This is a genomic window from Paraburkholderia bonniea (assembly GCF_009455625.1).
GTDB lineage: Bacteria > Pseudomonadota > Gammaproteobacteria > Burkholderiales > Burkholderiaceae > Paraburkholderia > Paraburkholderia bonniea.
This window is the reverse complement of record NZ_QPEQ01000001.1, coordinates 2,390,641-2,404,650: the sequence shown is the minus strand read 5'-3', so window position 1 is coordinate 2,404,650 and position 14,010 is coordinate 2,390,641. Positions and strand designations below refer to the sequence as shown.

The window sequence follows — 14,010 nt, the reverse complement described above, 5'->3', positions numbered from 1 at the left end:
GGCTCACGGGCAGCGGCTGTATCACAGCTGAAAATCGCGCGGGCGGGAGCAGGAGGCCCTGCGGCTACCCGTGAGCCAGTTGGGCTAGCGCGTCATCACTGATACGCACGACACGCCAGTCAGGCAACACGGTCGCGCCCATTTTTTCGTAGAAGCGAATCGCGGGCTCATTCCAGTCGAGCACAGTCCATTCGAAACGGCTGCATTGACGCTCAAGCGCGAGCGCGGCCAGATGGCGCAACATCTGCGCGCCGAGACCACCGCCGCGATGAGCCGGTTGCACGTAGAGATCTTCCAGATACAGACCGCGCCGGCCTGCGAAGGTCGAGTAATTATGAAAAAACAGCGCGTAGCCGACCACCTCCTGAGCCGTTTGCGCGACCAGCACTTCGGCGGCGGGCCGAGGGCCGAAGAGCGCGTCATGCAGGTCCGATTCGGTTGCAACGAAGAGGTGCAGCAGATTTTCAAATGCGGCCAGTTCGGCCATTAATGAAAAAATCGCGCTGATATCGGCAGGCGTGGCCGGGCGCAGGGTGCTGGTCATCAGGCTTCTCAGGCTTCTCAGGCTTCTTCGGGTACGTCAGACAGATGAATTTCGATGCCGCCTACGCGCGCCGCAACCCAGTTATAGATATGGCAGGCGATCCACAGCAGCACGAAAGCCACAATCGCGTTTAGTAGCAACGCGCTGATCAGCTTGCCGAACGGCACTGAGCCGTATTCGATGAAAATCGCCGCAGCGGCGATCAGGAGCATCGGAACGCTGAAGGTCATGTAGAACACGATGAGTATTTTGGCCGTTTGCCCAGGTGCAATGAACGTGATTTGTTTTTTCATCTCAGTCAAACCTGTCGGTTGAATTAAAGCGGATGGGGTCAAAGGAACAACGTCAGTCAGACGAGACCGTCGAACAGCAGGATTTCGACGGCTTCGTCTGGTTGAATGCTGGTTTGCTCAGGGGCGAGCACGATAAAACAGTTGGCCTCGGTGAGGCTGCCAAGCGCCCCTGAACTTTGTGAACGGGTGGGGGTCACTTGCCACTGGCCATCGCTGTCGCATCTGGCCACGCCACGCAGATATTCGGTGCGGCCAGCGCGCTTGTGCAGTGGTTCACGGCTTTGGGCGCGCAGCCGGTTGAGTGGTTGAGGTTGCGCACCCGCGCGCGCCAGCAGCGCCTCACGCACGAATAAATAGAACGTCACCATCATCGCAGCCGGGTTGCCTGGCAGGCCAAAGAACAGTGCCGCCTGAGCATTGCCGGAGGGCTCCCCCGGCCAGATCCGGCCAAATGTCAGTGGCCGCCCCGGACGGATTGCCACGCCCCAGAACGCCATGTCACCGAGCGTTTGCAGCAGCCGCTGGGTGAAATCGGCTTCGCCCGCCGAAACGCCGCCTGAGCTCAGCACGATATCGGCCTGGCTCGCGGCATTACGCAACGCGGCTTCAAGTGTGGCGGGTTCATCACGCACGATTCCTAGATCGAGTGCGGTGCAATTCAGACGGCGCAGCATCGCCAAAAGCATCGGACGATTGCTGTCGTAGACGCAGCCCGGATCCAGCGGCTCACCAGGCTGGCGCAGTTCGTCGCCGGTCGAAAAAAAAGCGACGCGCAAGCGCCGCCGCACCGTGACTTCGACAAGCCCTAGCGAGGCTAGCAAGCCAACGTCCGCGGCTTGTATGATTCGGCCCGCGCGCAGCGCGACCTGGCCTGCGGCCAGGTCTTCGCCTGCACGGCGGCAATTTGCGCCACGCCGCACGGCGTCGGCGGCAAAACGGATGGTGTGATTAGCCTCTTCAACCCGTTCATGGGGAATCACGGTGTCGCAGTGCTCGGGCAGCCATGCACCGGTGGTAATCCGCACGCATTGGTTCGCGGGAACGGCAGCACGGAACGGATGGCCCGCCAGTGCCTTGCCGGCGATGCCGAGCTCCAGCAGCGTGGCGGTGGCCGTAGCCGTAGCTGGCGTGAGCAGCGCCGCACTGGCGAACGCGAAGCCATCCATCGCCGAATTGTCATGCACCGGGAGATTGAGCGGCGAGATCAGATCGTGGGCGAGGACACGGCCAGGCGCATCGTGCAGGGCCACTGATTCGGTTTCCAGTGCCGCTGGCTGCATCGCCCATTCACGCACGAGTGCTTGCGCGGCGTTGACAGACAGCGCATGCGGGTCGTGCTGGGTAACGCAACGGGGGAGGTCGTTGGGCGTGGTCATCAAGGCAGACAGGTCATGACCGGGCAGGAGCCGGTGGTGGCGGGGCGGTGGCAGACAGCATAAACACGCCAGTGGCCCGTGGCTTAGGAGCGCTCGATCAGCGCGAGATCCTGCAAAGAGTTGGCATTGTAGAACGCTGCCTCATCGGCAAAGACGGCTTGCGCAAGCGTGTGGCGCGCGTACCACGCGCGGACCTGACGCTGATCCGTAGCGAGAAACGCCGCCAGATCATCAGCCAGCGAGGTGCGCACAAGTGCCACGACAGGATGCAGTGAGGCTCTTCCGTCGAGGTCGTGCGTCACGGCAGTAGCGATATCGGCGTGAGCAGTTTCGAGCGCATGGCTTAGATAACTGACGAGCGTGGCGGGCAAAAACGGCGTGTCGCAGGGCGCGCACAGGACAAACGGAGTTGTCGCCGCCCGCATGCCTGCCAGCAGCCCGGCTAACGGGCCAGGAAAACCGGTCAGCGTATCGCTGACGACACTGGCACCGTACGTTGTGCCAAGGGCCTGGTAAAGCTCGAGATGACGGTTGGCGTTGATGATCAGGGCGTGGGCCTGCGGCTTGAGCCGTTGGAGCACGTGGGCCGCGAGCGGCTCGCCATGGAGCTGTTGCAGGCCTTTATCCACTCCTCCCATCCGGGTGCCACGCCCGCCTGCGAGAACGAGCCCGGTGATGGTGCTGATGCTGGGCGTAACGGCATGCGTCACATTAGCCGCCGATGTAGGACATCTCGATACGCCGCTCGCCGGGCGGCGCGCCGTCCACTGCATGCCCCGATGGGCTGCCGCGCAACTGCGAATACTGATCGGCACGGGCCTGCCAGATTTGCGCGATGGCGCTCGTCAGTTCGGCGTCGCTGTCTCGCCGCCGTACCAGGGCGCGCAAGTCGTGCCCTGACGAGGCGAACAGACACAAATACAGCTTGCCTTCGGTTGACAGCCGGGCACGGGTGCAACCGCCGCAAAACGCGCGCGTGACACTTGAGATCACGCCGATCTCGCCCGCCCCATCGGCATAACCCCAGCGTTGGGCTGTTTCAGCGAGGCTATGCGCTTCGAGCGGCACGAGCGGATAGTGCGCTGCAATCTGTGCGAGGACTTCAGCAGAGGGCAGCACCTCCGTCATGTTCCAGCCGTTGGAGCTGCCGACATCCATGTATTCGATAAAACGCAGCACCACTGGGGAATCACGGAAATAGCGGGCCATGGGCAGGATCTGGCTGTCGTTCGTGCCGCGCTTGACGACCATATTGACCTTGAGCGGCCCAAGCCCGGCCGACTGGGCGGCAGCGATGCCTGTGAGCACATCGTCCAGCGCGAAATCAGCGTCGTTCATCTGGCGAAAGAGCGGGTCATCCAGGGCATCGAGGCTGACCGTGATCCGGGTCAAGCCTGCATCTTTCAGGCTGCGTGCCTTGCGTGCCAGTAACGAGCCATTGGTGGTCAGTGTCAGGTCAAGTGGCCGGCCAGTTGGGGTCGTCAGGCGCGCAAGGCGCTCGACCAGGAATTCGAGATTTTTGCGTAATAGCGGCTCGCCGCCTGTCAGGCGGATTTTTTCGACGCCATGGCTGACGAACGCGCGCGCGAGGCGTTCGATTTCTTCGAAACTCAGCAGCGCGCTATGGGGCAGGAAAGGGTAGTTTTTGTCGAATACCGCACGTGGCATGCAGTAGACGCAGCGGAAATTGCAGCGATCGGTGATAGAGATGCGCAGGTCCCGGAGAGGCCGTGCCAAGCTGTCATGCAGCGTGCCGCTAGGGATGTGCGCTGGCCCGGAGATAAGCGGGACAGCGCTGACGTCGGCAACCGGGATGATGCGTCGGGGCATGGTGATTTTTGGAGAAATTAGCTTTGTATTCTAGCGGAAGGGCAGCAGCAACAACGGCCCGTAGCCGCTTGCTGTAGATGGCAAAAGGCAAAAGGCAAAAGGCAAAAGGCAAAAGGCAAAAGGCAAAAGGCAAAAGGCAAAAGGCAAAAGGCAAAAGGCAAAAGGCAAAAGGCAAAAGGCAAAAGGCAAAAGGCAAAAGGCAAAAGGCAAAAGGCAAAAGGCAAAAGGCAAAAGGCAAAAGGCAAAAGGCAAAAGGCAAAAGGCAAAAGGCAAAAGGCAAAAGGCAAAAGGCAAAAGGCAAAAGGCAAAAGGCAAAAGGCAAAAGGCAAAAGGCAAAAGGCCCACCGCAGAGCTGGGTGGGCCTTTCACTAACTGAAACAGAAAACCGGCGGCTGACTAGGAATTCTTGCCGGTTTCGACCTGTTGCATCGGTGCGTTTTCAGCAGGTGCTGCACGCTTGCGCTCACGTGGGGCGCGGCTTGGCCTGACGATTTGCGCGGAGGCTTCCTGAGCTGCACGCAGCTTGCTGGCATCCGTGTTGACCCAGACCAGACCAGCGCTTTCCAGCACGGGTTGCAATGCTTCCGCTGATAAGCCAGCCGGGGCTGATGCGGGTGCGGCGGCCGGAGCTGGAGGGGGCACGGGTGATGCTACCGCTGCGACTGGGACGGGTGCTGGCGCTGGTGCGGTAGTTTGCACTTGCACAGGCGCGACAGGAGCCACGGACGCTGTTTCAACCGCGATCGGTGCCGGTGCGGGCACCGGTGCAGCAACCGTTTCGACCATGACCAATGCCGTAGGCTGAGGTTTGACGACTTCAGTCACTACCGGTTGAGGTATGGGCTGCGGCACTGGCGCTGCGCTTGTTTCGACAACAACAGGCACGACGGGAGCTGGTACGACAGCGGCAGGTACGAAAGGAGCCGGTGCTGGTGCGGTCGAGACTTGCTGCAGTGTTGGCGCTGGTGCAGCTTGCGTCACGCTGGCACGGGCCACTTCAACGGCTGGTTCAGGTGCAGCAGGACTGGCTTTTTCATAGCTTTGCTGCGGTTGCAGTTCCTGGGCGCGCGGGGTGCTGTCTTCGGCGTCGCTGAAATGCGCCGTTTGTTCGCCGCCTTCCTCGTCACGCTCACGACGTCCACCACGACGTCCCCGGCGACGGCGACGACGCTCGTCACCGTCCCGTGCAATCGCTTCCTGATCGGCCAGAATGGCGTTTTCAGCCATTTCAGCGGGCGTTTGCTGCAACGAATTTTCTTCGTTCAGCGCTTCGGTTGTTTCTGGCTGACGGCGGCGATCATTGCGTTCGCCGCGCTCACCACGTTCCCGGCGTTCACCGCGCGGTGCGGTTTCGTTTGCATCGGTACGATCTTGGCCACGTTCGCCGCGATTCTCACGTGGTTCACGGCCAGCGCGTGGCTCGCGGCCCTCGCGTGGTTCACGGCCTTCGCGTGGTTCACGGCCCTCGCGTGGCTCGCGGCCTTCGCGTGGTTCACGGCCTTCGCGTGGTTCACGGCCCTCGCGTGGTTCACGGCCTTCGCGCGTCTCGCGTTCTTCACGGCGCGGTGCAGTTGCCTGGCCCTGGCGTGTGCCTGACGGCGTGCCTTCGGCGCGACCTGCCGCTTCACGTCCCCCAGTGCCACGGCGGTTGCGACCGCGCTCGCCGCCGCGCTCCGTGCGCTCGCGCGCCGGGCGGCTGGGTTTGCCAGTCGTGGCCGGAGTGGCTGGTGCAGGTGCTTCGGATGGAATTCCGAACAGATTCTTGAGCCAGCCGATGAAACCGCCTCCTGCTGGCGTGGTAGCGCGCGCAGCAACCGGTGCCGGGCGAACTGGCGCGCCTGGTGCGGGCTTTTCTGGCGTAATGCCTTTCACGACGGCTTCCTGCTTCGGCTTAACTTCTTCGATGCGCTTGCTGTAGCCGGTTTCGGATTCGAGTTCGCGGGCGGCTTCTTCCGCCATTTTCCAGGAAGCACGCGGGTCGTCGAGGCGGGCGTCATCGTGACGCAGACGCTCGAGTTTGTAATGCGGCGTATCGAGGTGCTTGTTCGGGATCAGAACGACATTGACCTTGAAGCGCGACTCGATCTTGTTGATTTCTGCACGTTTTTCGTTGAGCAGGAACGCGGTGACTTCAACCGGCACCTGGCAATGAATCGCCGCCGTGTTTTCCTTCATTGCTTCTTCTTGAATGATCCGTAGCACTTGCAGCGCGGATGATTCGGTGTCGCGGATGTGGCCCGTGCCGTTGCAACGAGGGCAAGTGACGTGGCTACCTTCAGACAGGGCGGGACGCAGGCGCTGACGTGACAGTTCCATCAGCCCGAAGCGCGAAATCTTGCCCATCTGGACCCGGGCCCGGTCATGCCGGAGGGCGTCTTTCAGGCGTTGCTCGACTTCGCGCTGGCTTTTGGGCGACTCCATGTCGATGAAGTCAATCACGATCAGCCCACCCAGATCGCGCAGGCGCAACTGGCGGGCGACTTCGTCGGCTGCTTCAAGGTTGGTGCGCGCCGCCGTTTCTTCGATGTCGGCACCTTTGGTGGAGCGGGCCGAGTTCACATCGACTGCGACCAGTGCTTCCGTGTGGTCGATCACGATAGCGCCGCCAGACGGCAGGGGCACGGTGCGCGAGTAGGCGGTTTCGATCTGGTGTTCGATCTGGAACCGGGAGAAAAGCGGCACGTCGTCGTGATAGCGCTTCACTTTGCCGACGTTGTCCGGCATGACGATATCCATGAAGGCGCGAGCCTGGTCGTGGATTTCGGTGGTGTCGATCAGGATTTCGCCGATATCCGGCTGGAAATAGTCACGAATCGCTCGGATCACGAGGCTGGATTCGAGATAAATCAGCATCGGCTGGCCGGACTGGCCGCTTTGTGACGCGCCTTCGATCGCACGCCACAATTGCATCAGGTAGTTCAGGTCCCACTGCAGTTCTTCGGCGCTGCGGCCAATGCCCGCGGTGCGCGCGATGATGCTCATGCCTTCGGGCAATTGCAGCTGGCCCATGGTTTCGCGCAATTCCTGGCGGTCGTCGCCCTCGATACGACGTGAAACACCACCACCACGTGGGTTGTTCGGCATCAGGACCAGATAACGGCCAGCGAGCGAAATGAACGTGGTGAGGGCCGCGCCCTTGTTGCCGCGCTCTTCTTTTTCGACCTGAACGATGAGTTCCTGCCCTTCGCGCAATGCGTCCTGAATGCGCGCCGAGCGCATGTCAACGCCATCACGGAAATACTGGCGGGCTACTTCCTTGAAGGGGAGAAAACCATGACGATCTTCGCCGTAGTTGACGAAACAGGCTTCGAGCGAAGGCTCGATGCGCGTCACGATTCCTTTGTAGATATTGCCTTTGCGCTGTTCGCGCCCGGCGGTTTCGATATCAATGTCGATAAGCTTCTGGCCATCAACAATTGCGACGCGCAATTCTTCTTGCTGCGTCGCATTAAACAGCATGCGTTTCATTGAGCGGCTCCAGAGCGGCGCTGCCTGCGTTCAGCCCATGGCTATCAGCCGTGGGGCCATGGCAGTGGCACGCCGCACTTTGATGTTTTCACAAGTACGCTGGAGCGGGAAACATGGCGGGAGAATTGCCTGAGAGGGCCTTGTCCCGATAGAAGGACTGGGGCCGTAGGGCACACGCGAACACGGCTTCAAATAATCGCGGGACACGCCGTAGCGTGAGGCAGCCTGACGTTTTCTGCATTTTTGCCTCTCTCGCCGGTGCGTCAGGGTGACGCGTGACCGGAGGTGCAAAAGCTGCCGTCATGCTGGAGCGGGTTTGCCAGAAAGGCTCGGCTTGCCGCCCGGGGTGTCCTGTTTCATTCTGATGTCGCCTGGAGCCCCGCACTTTCTGCAGGACGCGTTGGGCGCACGCCGTATTTTCGCAACTGCCAAGCCTCATGCTACGGGGGCAAACCGCACCGCACCGGGGCTTGTCAGTGAAATTCTTTTGAACCAGGATTCCGTTACCACTGATCCGACCTTGACCGAACGGGCCTGTGGGCACCATCCCTGCCGGGTACTGGATCGGTTGCGTACAACTTGTTGCATCTCATTTTTCGGGTGAGCAACCAGACCCGGGCACAAGTAACACAAGTAAAATAATCGTTTATTGCTTGCGCCTGAGCAATCCGCCAGACTCCCGGACAATGCGTCGACCGTCGCAGACTGCTGGGCAAATTATATTCAGAATGAAAGAGCTAGGCAAAATATCCCGGAAATCGGTCGCAAGCGACCAGGTATCAATCATCGAAATCGACGAAAGTGCGGCTGGACAGCGCATTGATAATTTTCTTTTACGCGTTTGTAAAGGTGTTCCCAAAAGCCATATTTATCGTATTTTACGCAGCGGCGAAGTGCGCGTGAACAAGGGCCGGATCGACGCGCAGTACCGTTTGTCGCTGGGCGACATGGTGCGCGTTCCGCCGATTCGCATTGCCGCCAGTGACGCCCCGCCGGCTGCGCCTCACGTGCCTGCCGCAGTGTTTACGATTCTGTATGAAGACGACTGCCTGCTGGTGCTGGATAAACCTGCTGGAGTAGCGGTGCACGGTGGCAGCGGCGTCGCGTTTGGTGTCATCGAGCAGATGCGGGCGGCACGGCCCCAGGCCAAGTTTCTCGAGCTGGTGCATCGGCTGGACCGCGAAACCTCCGGCATTCTGATGCTGGCAAAAAAGCGCGTGGCGCTGGTGGGGCTGCATGAGCAGATTCGCGCGAACCAGATGGACAAGCGCTATTACGCGTGTGTCCACGGGGTTTGGGACAGCGGCTGGGGCCGCCGCCGTGCGGTCAAAGAGCCATTGCACAAGTACCTCACCGCTGATGGCGAGCGGCGTGTACGGGTGCAGCCGGATGGCCAGGCGTCGCATACGGTGTTCAATCTGGTGCAGCGCTGGCCTGATTACGCGTTGCTCGAAGCCGAACTGAAAACTGGCCGTACACACCAGATTCGTGTTCACCTTGCCCATTTGGGGTTGCCGATTGCCGGTGACGTCAAATATGGCGATTTCACGCTGAACAAGGCGCTGGTTCGGGCCAATGCCCGTCCGGGCCTGAAACGGATGTTTTTGCATGCGCATCGTTTGAAGCTGACGCATCCGGTTAGCGGGGCAGCATTGCAGTTTGATGCACCGTTGCCGGCAGAATGCCGCCGCTTTCTTGAGCAGCTCAATGAACTGAACCCTCTCGACAACCCACCTGATCCGGAGACGCATACGCATGGCCCGCGAGCAATTTGACCTGATCGTCTTCGACTGGGACGGGACGTTGATGGATTCGACCGCGCATATCACGCGCAGCATTCAGGCAGCATGTCAGGATCTCGGCTTGCCCGTGCCAGCTGACGAGGCAGCCAGTTACGTGATTGGCCTGGGTCTGCGTGAGGCGTTGCAGATTGCCGCACCGACACTTGATCCGGCTGATTACTCGCGGTTAACGGAGCGTTACCGTTTTCATTACCTGCTGAAAGATCAGACCATCGAGTTATTTCCCGGTGTGCGCGAGATGTTGCAGGAATTGCGTGACGACGGTTATTTGCTGGCGATTGCGACGGGCAAAAGCCGGGTGGGCCTGAACCGCGCGCTGGATCAAGTGCACCTGACCAGTCTTTTCGATGGCACCCGCTGTGCCGACGAGACATTTTCCAAGCCACATCCCGCCATGCTCCATGAGCTCACCCGTGAGCTGGGTCAGGATTTGACCCGCACCGTGATGGTTGGTGACACCACGCATGATTTGCAAATGGCGCTCAACGCTGGCGTGGCAGGCATTGGCGTGGCTTATGGTGCACACCCAGCCAGCTCGCTGGATGCACTCCAGCCGCAATTTGTGGCGAGCAGCATCGCCGCGTTATCGGGCTGGCTACGCGAGTACGCATGAGTGACGTGAAATTTGACGCGGTCCGCATTTGTGCTTCCAGCGAACTGACCGATGGTGGCCCGGGTGTGCGTCGTGCAGCTTCTTTTGCCGGTGGTGCGGCCGTGGTGTTTTTTGTTCGCTATGGCGGCCAGGCATACGGCTATCTCAATCGCTGTGCGCATGTGCCCATGGAGCTTGACTGGGTAGAAGGTCAGTTCTTCGAATCGTCTGGTTTATACTTGATGTGCGCTACGCATGGCGCAATTTATGCGCCTGAAACCGGTAAATGTGAGGGCGGCCCGTGTCGGGGCGGCCGGTTGCGCCCGGTCCACGTTGATGAGCGCGACACGCCTGAGGGCCGGGCGGTGTTCTGGCTACCAGACGCTGAGCTGCATCCATCCTCCCCTTGATCTTCCTCCCTTCCTCTTTGTAAGCATGGCTGACAATCACACTCCAGATCCTTTTGCATCATCCGCAGCATCTCCTGCTAGCCGGCCTGCCGATGAGCCAGGCTGGGAGCGCGCGGCGCTTGAACGCATCGCGCTGGCCGCGATCAGCGAACAAAAAGCAGCGCGCCGCTGGAAGATTTTTTTCCGCTTCGTCTTTCTGTTTATTGTGCTGGGCATTATCTGGCGCATCTCTGACGTGTCGAGCGAGAAAGCCGTGTCGACGGGCCGTCATACGGCGTTGGTGACGCTCGACGGCGAAATCTCCGCTGATTCTGGCGCGAATGCCCGGGATATCGGAGCTTCGCTACGCGATGCGTTTAGCGATGCGGGTACGGCGGGCGTTATTTTGCGCGTTGATAGCCCGGGCGGCAGTCCGGTGCAGGCGGGCATTATCAATAACGAGATTCGCCGGTTGCGTGGCAAGTACCCATCCATCCCGCTGTATGTCGTGGTGGGGGAGATGTGCGCGTCGGGGGGCTATTACGTCGCCGCTGCCGCGGACAAGATTTATGTGGATAAAGCCAGCATCGTTGGATCAATTGGCGTGCGCATGGATGGCTTTGGCTTTACCGGATTGATGGACAAGCTAGGTGTCCAGCGCCGGATGCGCACCTCGGGCGAGAACAAGGGGTTTTTCGATCCGTTTTCGCCTGATACGCCGCAAATGGACGCCCATGCCCAGTCCATGCTGGACCAGATCCATCAGCAGTTCATTGATGCCGTGCGTAAGGGGCGTGGCAAACGTCTGCATGAAACGCCGGAGATTTTCTCGGGGCTGTTCTGGACGGGTGAAACTAGCGTTGGGCTTGGTCTGGCCGATGGCTTTGGCGATATTGACTATGTCGCCAGGGACATTATCAAGGCCCCCGATCTGGTTGATTTCACCGTGAAAGAAAGTCTTTCCGATCGCGTGGCCCGTAAATTTGGCGCAGCAGCAGGAAGCGCGGCGATACACGCGCTGGTCTTTGGCGACAAACTTAGCTTGCGTTGAATTCCATCGCCGTCGCCGCTGGGGCGGCGATGTTTGACGTGCGGGGTTAAACCGCGAGTAGCAGAAAAATGGCGGGCCGCTTGTGCAAATCAGGCACCGCCTTTTTTTTCCAGTCTGCCGTGGCGTGGCTCATGATCGTTTCGCTCCCCAGTGTGAGATCCACTGCGACGCAAACCAGCGTTGATGGCGCGCACGTAGCCAGAAGCGTGTCGAATAAGGCGCGATTGCGATACGGCGTTTCGATAAAAATTTGCGTTTGCCGGCCCTTGCGCGATTGTTGTTCCAGATCGCGCAGACGCTTTGCCCGTTCGACGGCATCGACTGGCAAATACCCATGAAACGCGAAGCTCTGGCCATTTAGCCCCGAAGCCATCAGGGCCAGCAAAATCGAACTAGGCCCGACGAAGGGCACTACTTTGACACCTCGTTCGTGCGCGCGCCTGACTAGCAGCGCGCCTGGGTCGGCGACAGCAGGGCAGCCAGCCTCCGAAACCAGCCCGGCATCGGTGCCTGCGAGGATTGGCGCTAGCAGCCGGTCAATTTCGCCCGCTGGCGTATTGACGTTCAATTCCTTGATTTCGATTTCCTGGATGGGCCGTTCGGTGCCGATTTTCTTCAAAAAGACGCGCGTGGTTTTTGCGTTTTCGCCGATGTAATAGCAGAGGCTTGCGGCTTTGGCCTGAACGGAGGCCGGTAGCACAGTGGCAAGCGCGTCGGCATCCCCTTCGCCGAGGGTGTTGGGGATCAAATACAGAACGCCGCTGCTCAAGATGCTTTCTCCAGTTCCAATAATGGGTAAGCCGCGACAAGCAGCATGTGTGTGAGTGCGATCAGTGGCAGGCCGACGAGTGCTGTTGGGTCGTCGGAGTGAATGGCTTCGAGCAGCACGATCCCGAGTCCTTCTGATTTGGCGCTGCCAGCGACATCGTAGGGTTGTTCTGTGTGTAAATAAGCCTCGAGCGCGGCATCGGACAGATTCCTGAAGTGAACCCGGGTGATGACATCTTGCGTTTGCGCCGTGCCAGAGCGGCTGTCAAACAGACATAGCGCGCTATGAAACAGTACTTCCCGGCCGCGCATGGCCTGGAGCTGCGCTAATGCGTTGTCGTGTGTGCCAGGCTTGCCGATTTGACGGTTATCGAAGGTTGCAACCTGGTCTGAGCCAATCACTAGCACGTCGCCATTGCCGCTGAACTGCTCTGCGACTGTCCGCGCTTTGGCTTCAGCTAGCCGCAATGCAGTGGCGGCGGGTGTTTCGCCAGTGAACGGTGTTTCATCGAGCGCCGGAACCGCCACGTCAAAAGGAATACGCAAACGCTCGAGTAGTTGCTGGCGATAGCGTGAGCTTGACGCAAGAATCAGACGGGGAAGGCGAGTCGCAGAGTCGGACATGTTGAACCAGCGGTTAGGAGGAGCGGGCGAGGTAAAAAAGGTGGCGGCGCAACGCGCGCGACGCCAATCTTAATTGTTTGACTCAAAAAGACAAAGTAGTTATGATTTTGGGCTTTTGGGCGTAGCGCAAATATTAAGCGGTGGGTAAGTCTTGGTTCTTGACCAAGCAAGCCTTGGCAAAACGCTGGCTCAGATCTGCCGATTATTTGATGGTTGCGCTAGTCGCTGCAGGTGCTGGGTGTTTTTGCGCTGTGGTGTGTGCCCAGCAACGATATTTTTGCCAAGCATGCTGCGAAAGCCTTTCTGATAAAGGAGCAAGCATGACTCAACATCAGGGGCTGCCGGTTGATCCCCGCGAACTCGATTTGTTCGAATTTGCGCGGAGTGGTTGCCAGGCGGCTGGCGCGGTAAGGGCTTCGCAACTGCCGCGCATGCTAAATGAAATTCCGGCCGAAGCGCCAGACCGTGATACCACGTTCACGTGGCAAGCCGAGGGCGCGACTCAGCCTGAGCTGCAAGATAATGGTGCCGAAGAGCCTCAGCCTTATTTACGGCTTGCGTTGCATGGTGCCGCATGGCTTGAGTGCCAGCGATGTCTCGCTCCCTATCTGCAAACCTTTGCTGCTGATGCGACGTACCGGATTGTCAACACCGAGGCTGAAGCAGAGGCGTTTCCGCTGGATGAAAGCGAAATTGATGTGATTGTTGGTTCGCGCCAGTTTGATCTGTGCGATCTGATCGAAGAAGAGTTGTTGCTTGCGTTACCGCTCGTGCCCAAGCATGAAATTTGTCCGGCGGTGCATGAAAGCCTTGTTTCTGGCATGGGCGCAGCACAAGGCGATATGCCGGACGAGGCGCAGGATGCCATTGAAAGCAAGCCAGAACGGCCAAATCCGTTTGCGGTGCTTGAGGCATTAAAGCGCAAGAAGCATTGAGTGGTTGAGTTGGTCGGTCGGGCAGGCATGCGGTCTGGCTGGCCATTGGGTTAATGGCGGCAGCGTCGCCGGGCTGTGTTAGAATCTGAAAAATTTTTAGGAGTTGTCATGGCAGTTCAGCAAAACAAGAAGTCGCCGTCAAAGCGCGGTATGCACCGCTCGCATGATGGTCTTACCGTTGCGCCTCTGGGTGTTGAACCATCGACAGGTGAAATTCACCGGCGCCACCACATTAGCCCGAATGGCTTTTATCGTGGTCGCAAAGTCGTTAAGACGAAAAACGATTAATCCCTGATTAATCGTTTTTCGTTAGTTGTTTTAACGCACGTGCCGTTAGC

Annotated in this window: 15 protein-coding genes; 7 read left to right on the top strand and 8 right to left on the bottom strand. The window is 59.4% G+C overall.

Annotation, left to right across the window (positions count from 1 at the left end):
* Nucleotides 1-64 precede the first annotated feature (64 nt).
* The 5 genes from GH656_RS10600 to moaA all read right to left on the bottom strand — a co-directional run bounded on the left by GH656_RS10600 (nt 65) and on the right by moaA (nt 4,043).
* Nucleotides 65-544, bottom strand: a complete 480-nt coding sequence (locus GH656_RS10600; RefSeq protein ID WP_153075848.1) for a GNAT family N-acetyltransferase — start codon at nt 542-544, stop codon at nt 65-67.
* Nucleotides 545-561: 17 nt separating this feature from the next.
* Nucleotides 562-837 carry a DUF3566 domain-containing protein gene (locus GH656_RS10595; RefSeq protein ID WP_153075847.1) on the bottom strand — a complete coding sequence of 92 codons (276 nt, stop codon included), beginning with the start codon at nt 835-837 and terminating at the stop codon, nt 562-564.
* 56 nt (nt 838-893) lie between these two features.
* Nucleotides 894-2,213: a molybdopterin molybdotransferase MoeA gene (gene moeA / locus GH656_RS10590; protein ID WP_153075846.1), complete on the bottom strand. Its 1,320-nt coding sequence runs from the start codon at nt 2,211-2,213 to the stop codon at nt 894-896.
* 83 nt (nt 2,214-2,296) lie between these two features.
* Nucleotides 2,297-2,851 (bottom strand): molybdenum cofactor guanylyltransferase MobA, encoded by a 555-nt coding sequence (gene mobA / locus GH656_RS10585; protein WP_246184302.1) that lies wholly within the window; start codon nt 2,849-2,851, stop codon nt 2,297-2,299.
* Nucleotides 2,852-2,924: 73 nt separating this feature from the next.
* Nucleotides 2,925-4,043 (bottom strand): GTP 3',8-cyclase MoaA, encoded by a 1,119-nt coding sequence (moaA, locus tag GH656_RS10580; RefSeq protein ID WP_153075844.1) that lies wholly within the window; start codon nt 4,041-4,043, stop codon nt 2,925-2,927.
* Between the two features lie 77 nt (nt 4,044-4,120).
* Between moaA and GH656_RS10575 the strand changes: the two genes are divergently transcribed.
* Complete coding sequence (locus GH656_RS10575) at nt 4,121-4,531, top strand: hypothetical protein (RefSeq protein ID WP_153075843.1); 411 nt, start codon at nt 4,121-4,123, stop codon at nt 4,529-4,531.
* Here GH656_RS10575 and GH656_RS10570 read toward each other — a convergent pair.
* Entirely contained in the window at nt 4,440-7,511 is a 3,072-nt protein-coding gene (locus GH656_RS10570; protein WP_153075842.1) for an Rne/Rng family ribonuclease, read from the bottom strand. The two genes, GH656_RS10575 and GH656_RS10570, sit on opposite strands and share 92 nt — an antisense overlap.
* Before the next feature lie 728 nt (nt 7,512-8,239).
* Here GH656_RS10570 and GH656_RS10565 point away from each other — a divergent pair.
* Genes GH656_RS10565 through GH656_RS10550 form a run of 4 tightly spaced genes read left to right on the top strand, consistent with a single transcriptional unit; the run spans nt 8,240 to nt 11,345 of the window.
* The gene (locus tag GH656_RS10565; protein ID WP_153075841.1) at nt 8,240-9,286 is read left to right on the top strand and encodes an RluA family pseudouridine synthase; all 1,047 of its coding nucleotides are present in this window, start codon (nt 8,240-8,242) and stop codon (nt 9,284-9,286) included.
* The gene (locus tag GH656_RS10560) at nt 9,267-9,926 is read left to right on the top strand and encodes an HAD-IIIA family hydrolase (protein WP_153075840.1); all 660 of its coding nucleotides are present in this window, start codon (nt 9,267-9,269) and stop codon (nt 9,924-9,926) included. Before GH656_RS10565 ends, GH656_RS10560 begins: the two co-directional genes overlap by 20 nt.
* Nucleotides 9,923-10,315, top strand: coding sequence for a Rieske (2Fe-2S) protein (locus GH656_RS10555; protein WP_153075839.1), 393 nt, complete (start codon nt 9,923-9,925; stop codon nt 10,313-10,315). The genes GH656_RS10560 and GH656_RS10555 overlap by 4 nt, the downstream gene beginning before the upstream one ends.
* 25 nt (nt 10,316-10,340) lie before the next feature.
* Nucleotides 10,341-11,345, top strand: a complete 1,005-nt coding sequence (locus GH656_RS10550) for a S49 family peptidase (protein WP_153075838.1) — start codon at nt 10,341-10,343, stop codon at nt 11,343-11,345.
* Between the two features lie 46 nt (nt 11,346-11,391).
* On the opposite strand, the gene GH656_RS10545 is transcribed toward GH656_RS10550, so the two are convergent.
* Nucleotides 11,392-12,114, bottom strand: coding sequence for an SAM-dependent methyltransferase (locus tag GH656_RS10545; protein WP_153075837.1), 723 nt, complete (start codon nt 12,112-12,114; stop codon nt 11,392-11,394).
* Nucleotides 12,111-12,737: a Maf-like protein gene (locus tag GH656_RS10540; protein WP_153075836.1), complete on the bottom strand. Its 627-nt coding sequence runs from the start codon at nt 12,735-12,737 to the stop codon at nt 12,111-12,113. The genes GH656_RS10545 and GH656_RS10540 overlap by 4 nt, the downstream gene beginning before the upstream one ends.
* Before the next feature lie 320 nt (nt 12,738-13,057).
* Between GH656_RS10540 and GH656_RS10535 the strand changes: the two genes are divergently transcribed.
* Together GH656_RS10535 and rpmF are read left to right on the top strand one after the other, a co-directional pair.
* The gene (locus GH656_RS10535) at nt 13,058-13,672 is read left to right on the top strand and encodes a DUF177 domain-containing protein (RefSeq protein ID WP_153075835.1); all 615 of its coding nucleotides are present in this window, start codon (nt 13,058-13,060) and stop codon (nt 13,670-13,672) included.
* Nucleotides 13,673-13,780: 108 nt separating this feature from the next.
* Nucleotides 13,781-13,960, top strand: a complete 180-nt coding sequence (rpmF, locus tag GH656_RS10530; protein ID WP_153075834.1) for a 50S ribosomal protein L32 — start codon at nt 13,781-13,783, stop codon at nt 13,958-13,960.
* Nucleotides 13,961-14,010: the final 50 nt, after the last annotated feature.

Bases quoted from the DNA above. Each gene is read 5' to 3' on its own strand.
- GH656_RS10600 (WP_153075848.1), bottom strand. From the start codon at position 544: ATGACCAGCACCCTGCGCCCGGCCACGCCTGCCGATATCAGCGCGATT.
- GH656_RS10595 (WP_153075847.1), bottom strand. From the start codon at position 837: ATGAAAAAACAAATCACGTTCATTGCACCTGGGCAAACGGCCAAAATA.
- moeA (WP_153075846.1), bottom strand. From the start codon at position 2,213: ATGACCACGCCCAACGACCTCCCCCGTTGCGTTACCCAGCACGACCCG.
- mobA (WP_246184302.1), bottom strand. From the start codon at position 2,851: ATGGGAGGAGTGGATAAAGGCCTGCAACAGCTCCATGGCGAGCCGCTC.
- moaA (WP_153075844.1), bottom strand. From the start codon at position 4,043: ATGCCCCGACGCATCATCCCGGTTGCCGACGTCAGCGCTGTCCCGCTT.
- GH656_RS10575 (WP_153075843.1), top strand. From the start codon at position 4,121: ATGGCAAAAGGCAAAAGGCAAAAGGCAAAAGGCAAAAGGCAAAAGGCA.
- GH656_RS10570 (WP_153075842.1), bottom strand. From the start codon at position 7,511: ATGAAACGCATGCTGTTTAATGCGACGCAGCAAGAAGAATTGCGCGTC.
- GH656_RS10565 (WP_153075841.1), top strand. From the start codon at position 8,240: ATGAAAGAGCTAGGCAAAATATCCCGGAAATCGGTCGCAAGCGACCAG.
- GH656_RS10560 (WP_153075840.1), top strand. From the start codon at position 9,267: ATGGCCCGCGAGCAATTTGACCTGATCGTCTTCGACTGGGACGGGACG.
- GH656_RS10555 (WP_153075839.1), top strand. From the start codon at position 9,923: ATGAGTGACGTGAAATTTGACGCGGTCCGCATTTGTGCTTCCAGCGAA.
- GH656_RS10550 (WP_153075838.1), top strand. From the start codon at position 10,341: ATGGCTGACAATCACACTCCAGATCCTTTTGCATCATCCGCAGCATCT.
- GH656_RS10540 (WP_153075836.1), bottom strand. From the start codon at position 12,737: ATGTCCGACTCTGCGACTCGCCTTCCCCGTCTGATTCTTGCGTCAAGC.
- GH656_RS10535 (WP_153075835.1), top strand. From the start codon at position 13,058: ATGACTCAACATCAGGGGCTGCCGGTTGATCCCCGCGAACTCGATTTG.
- rpmF (WP_153075834.1), top strand. From the start codon at position 13,781: ATGGCAGTTCAGCAAAACAAGAAGTCGCCGTCAAAGCGCGGTATGCAC.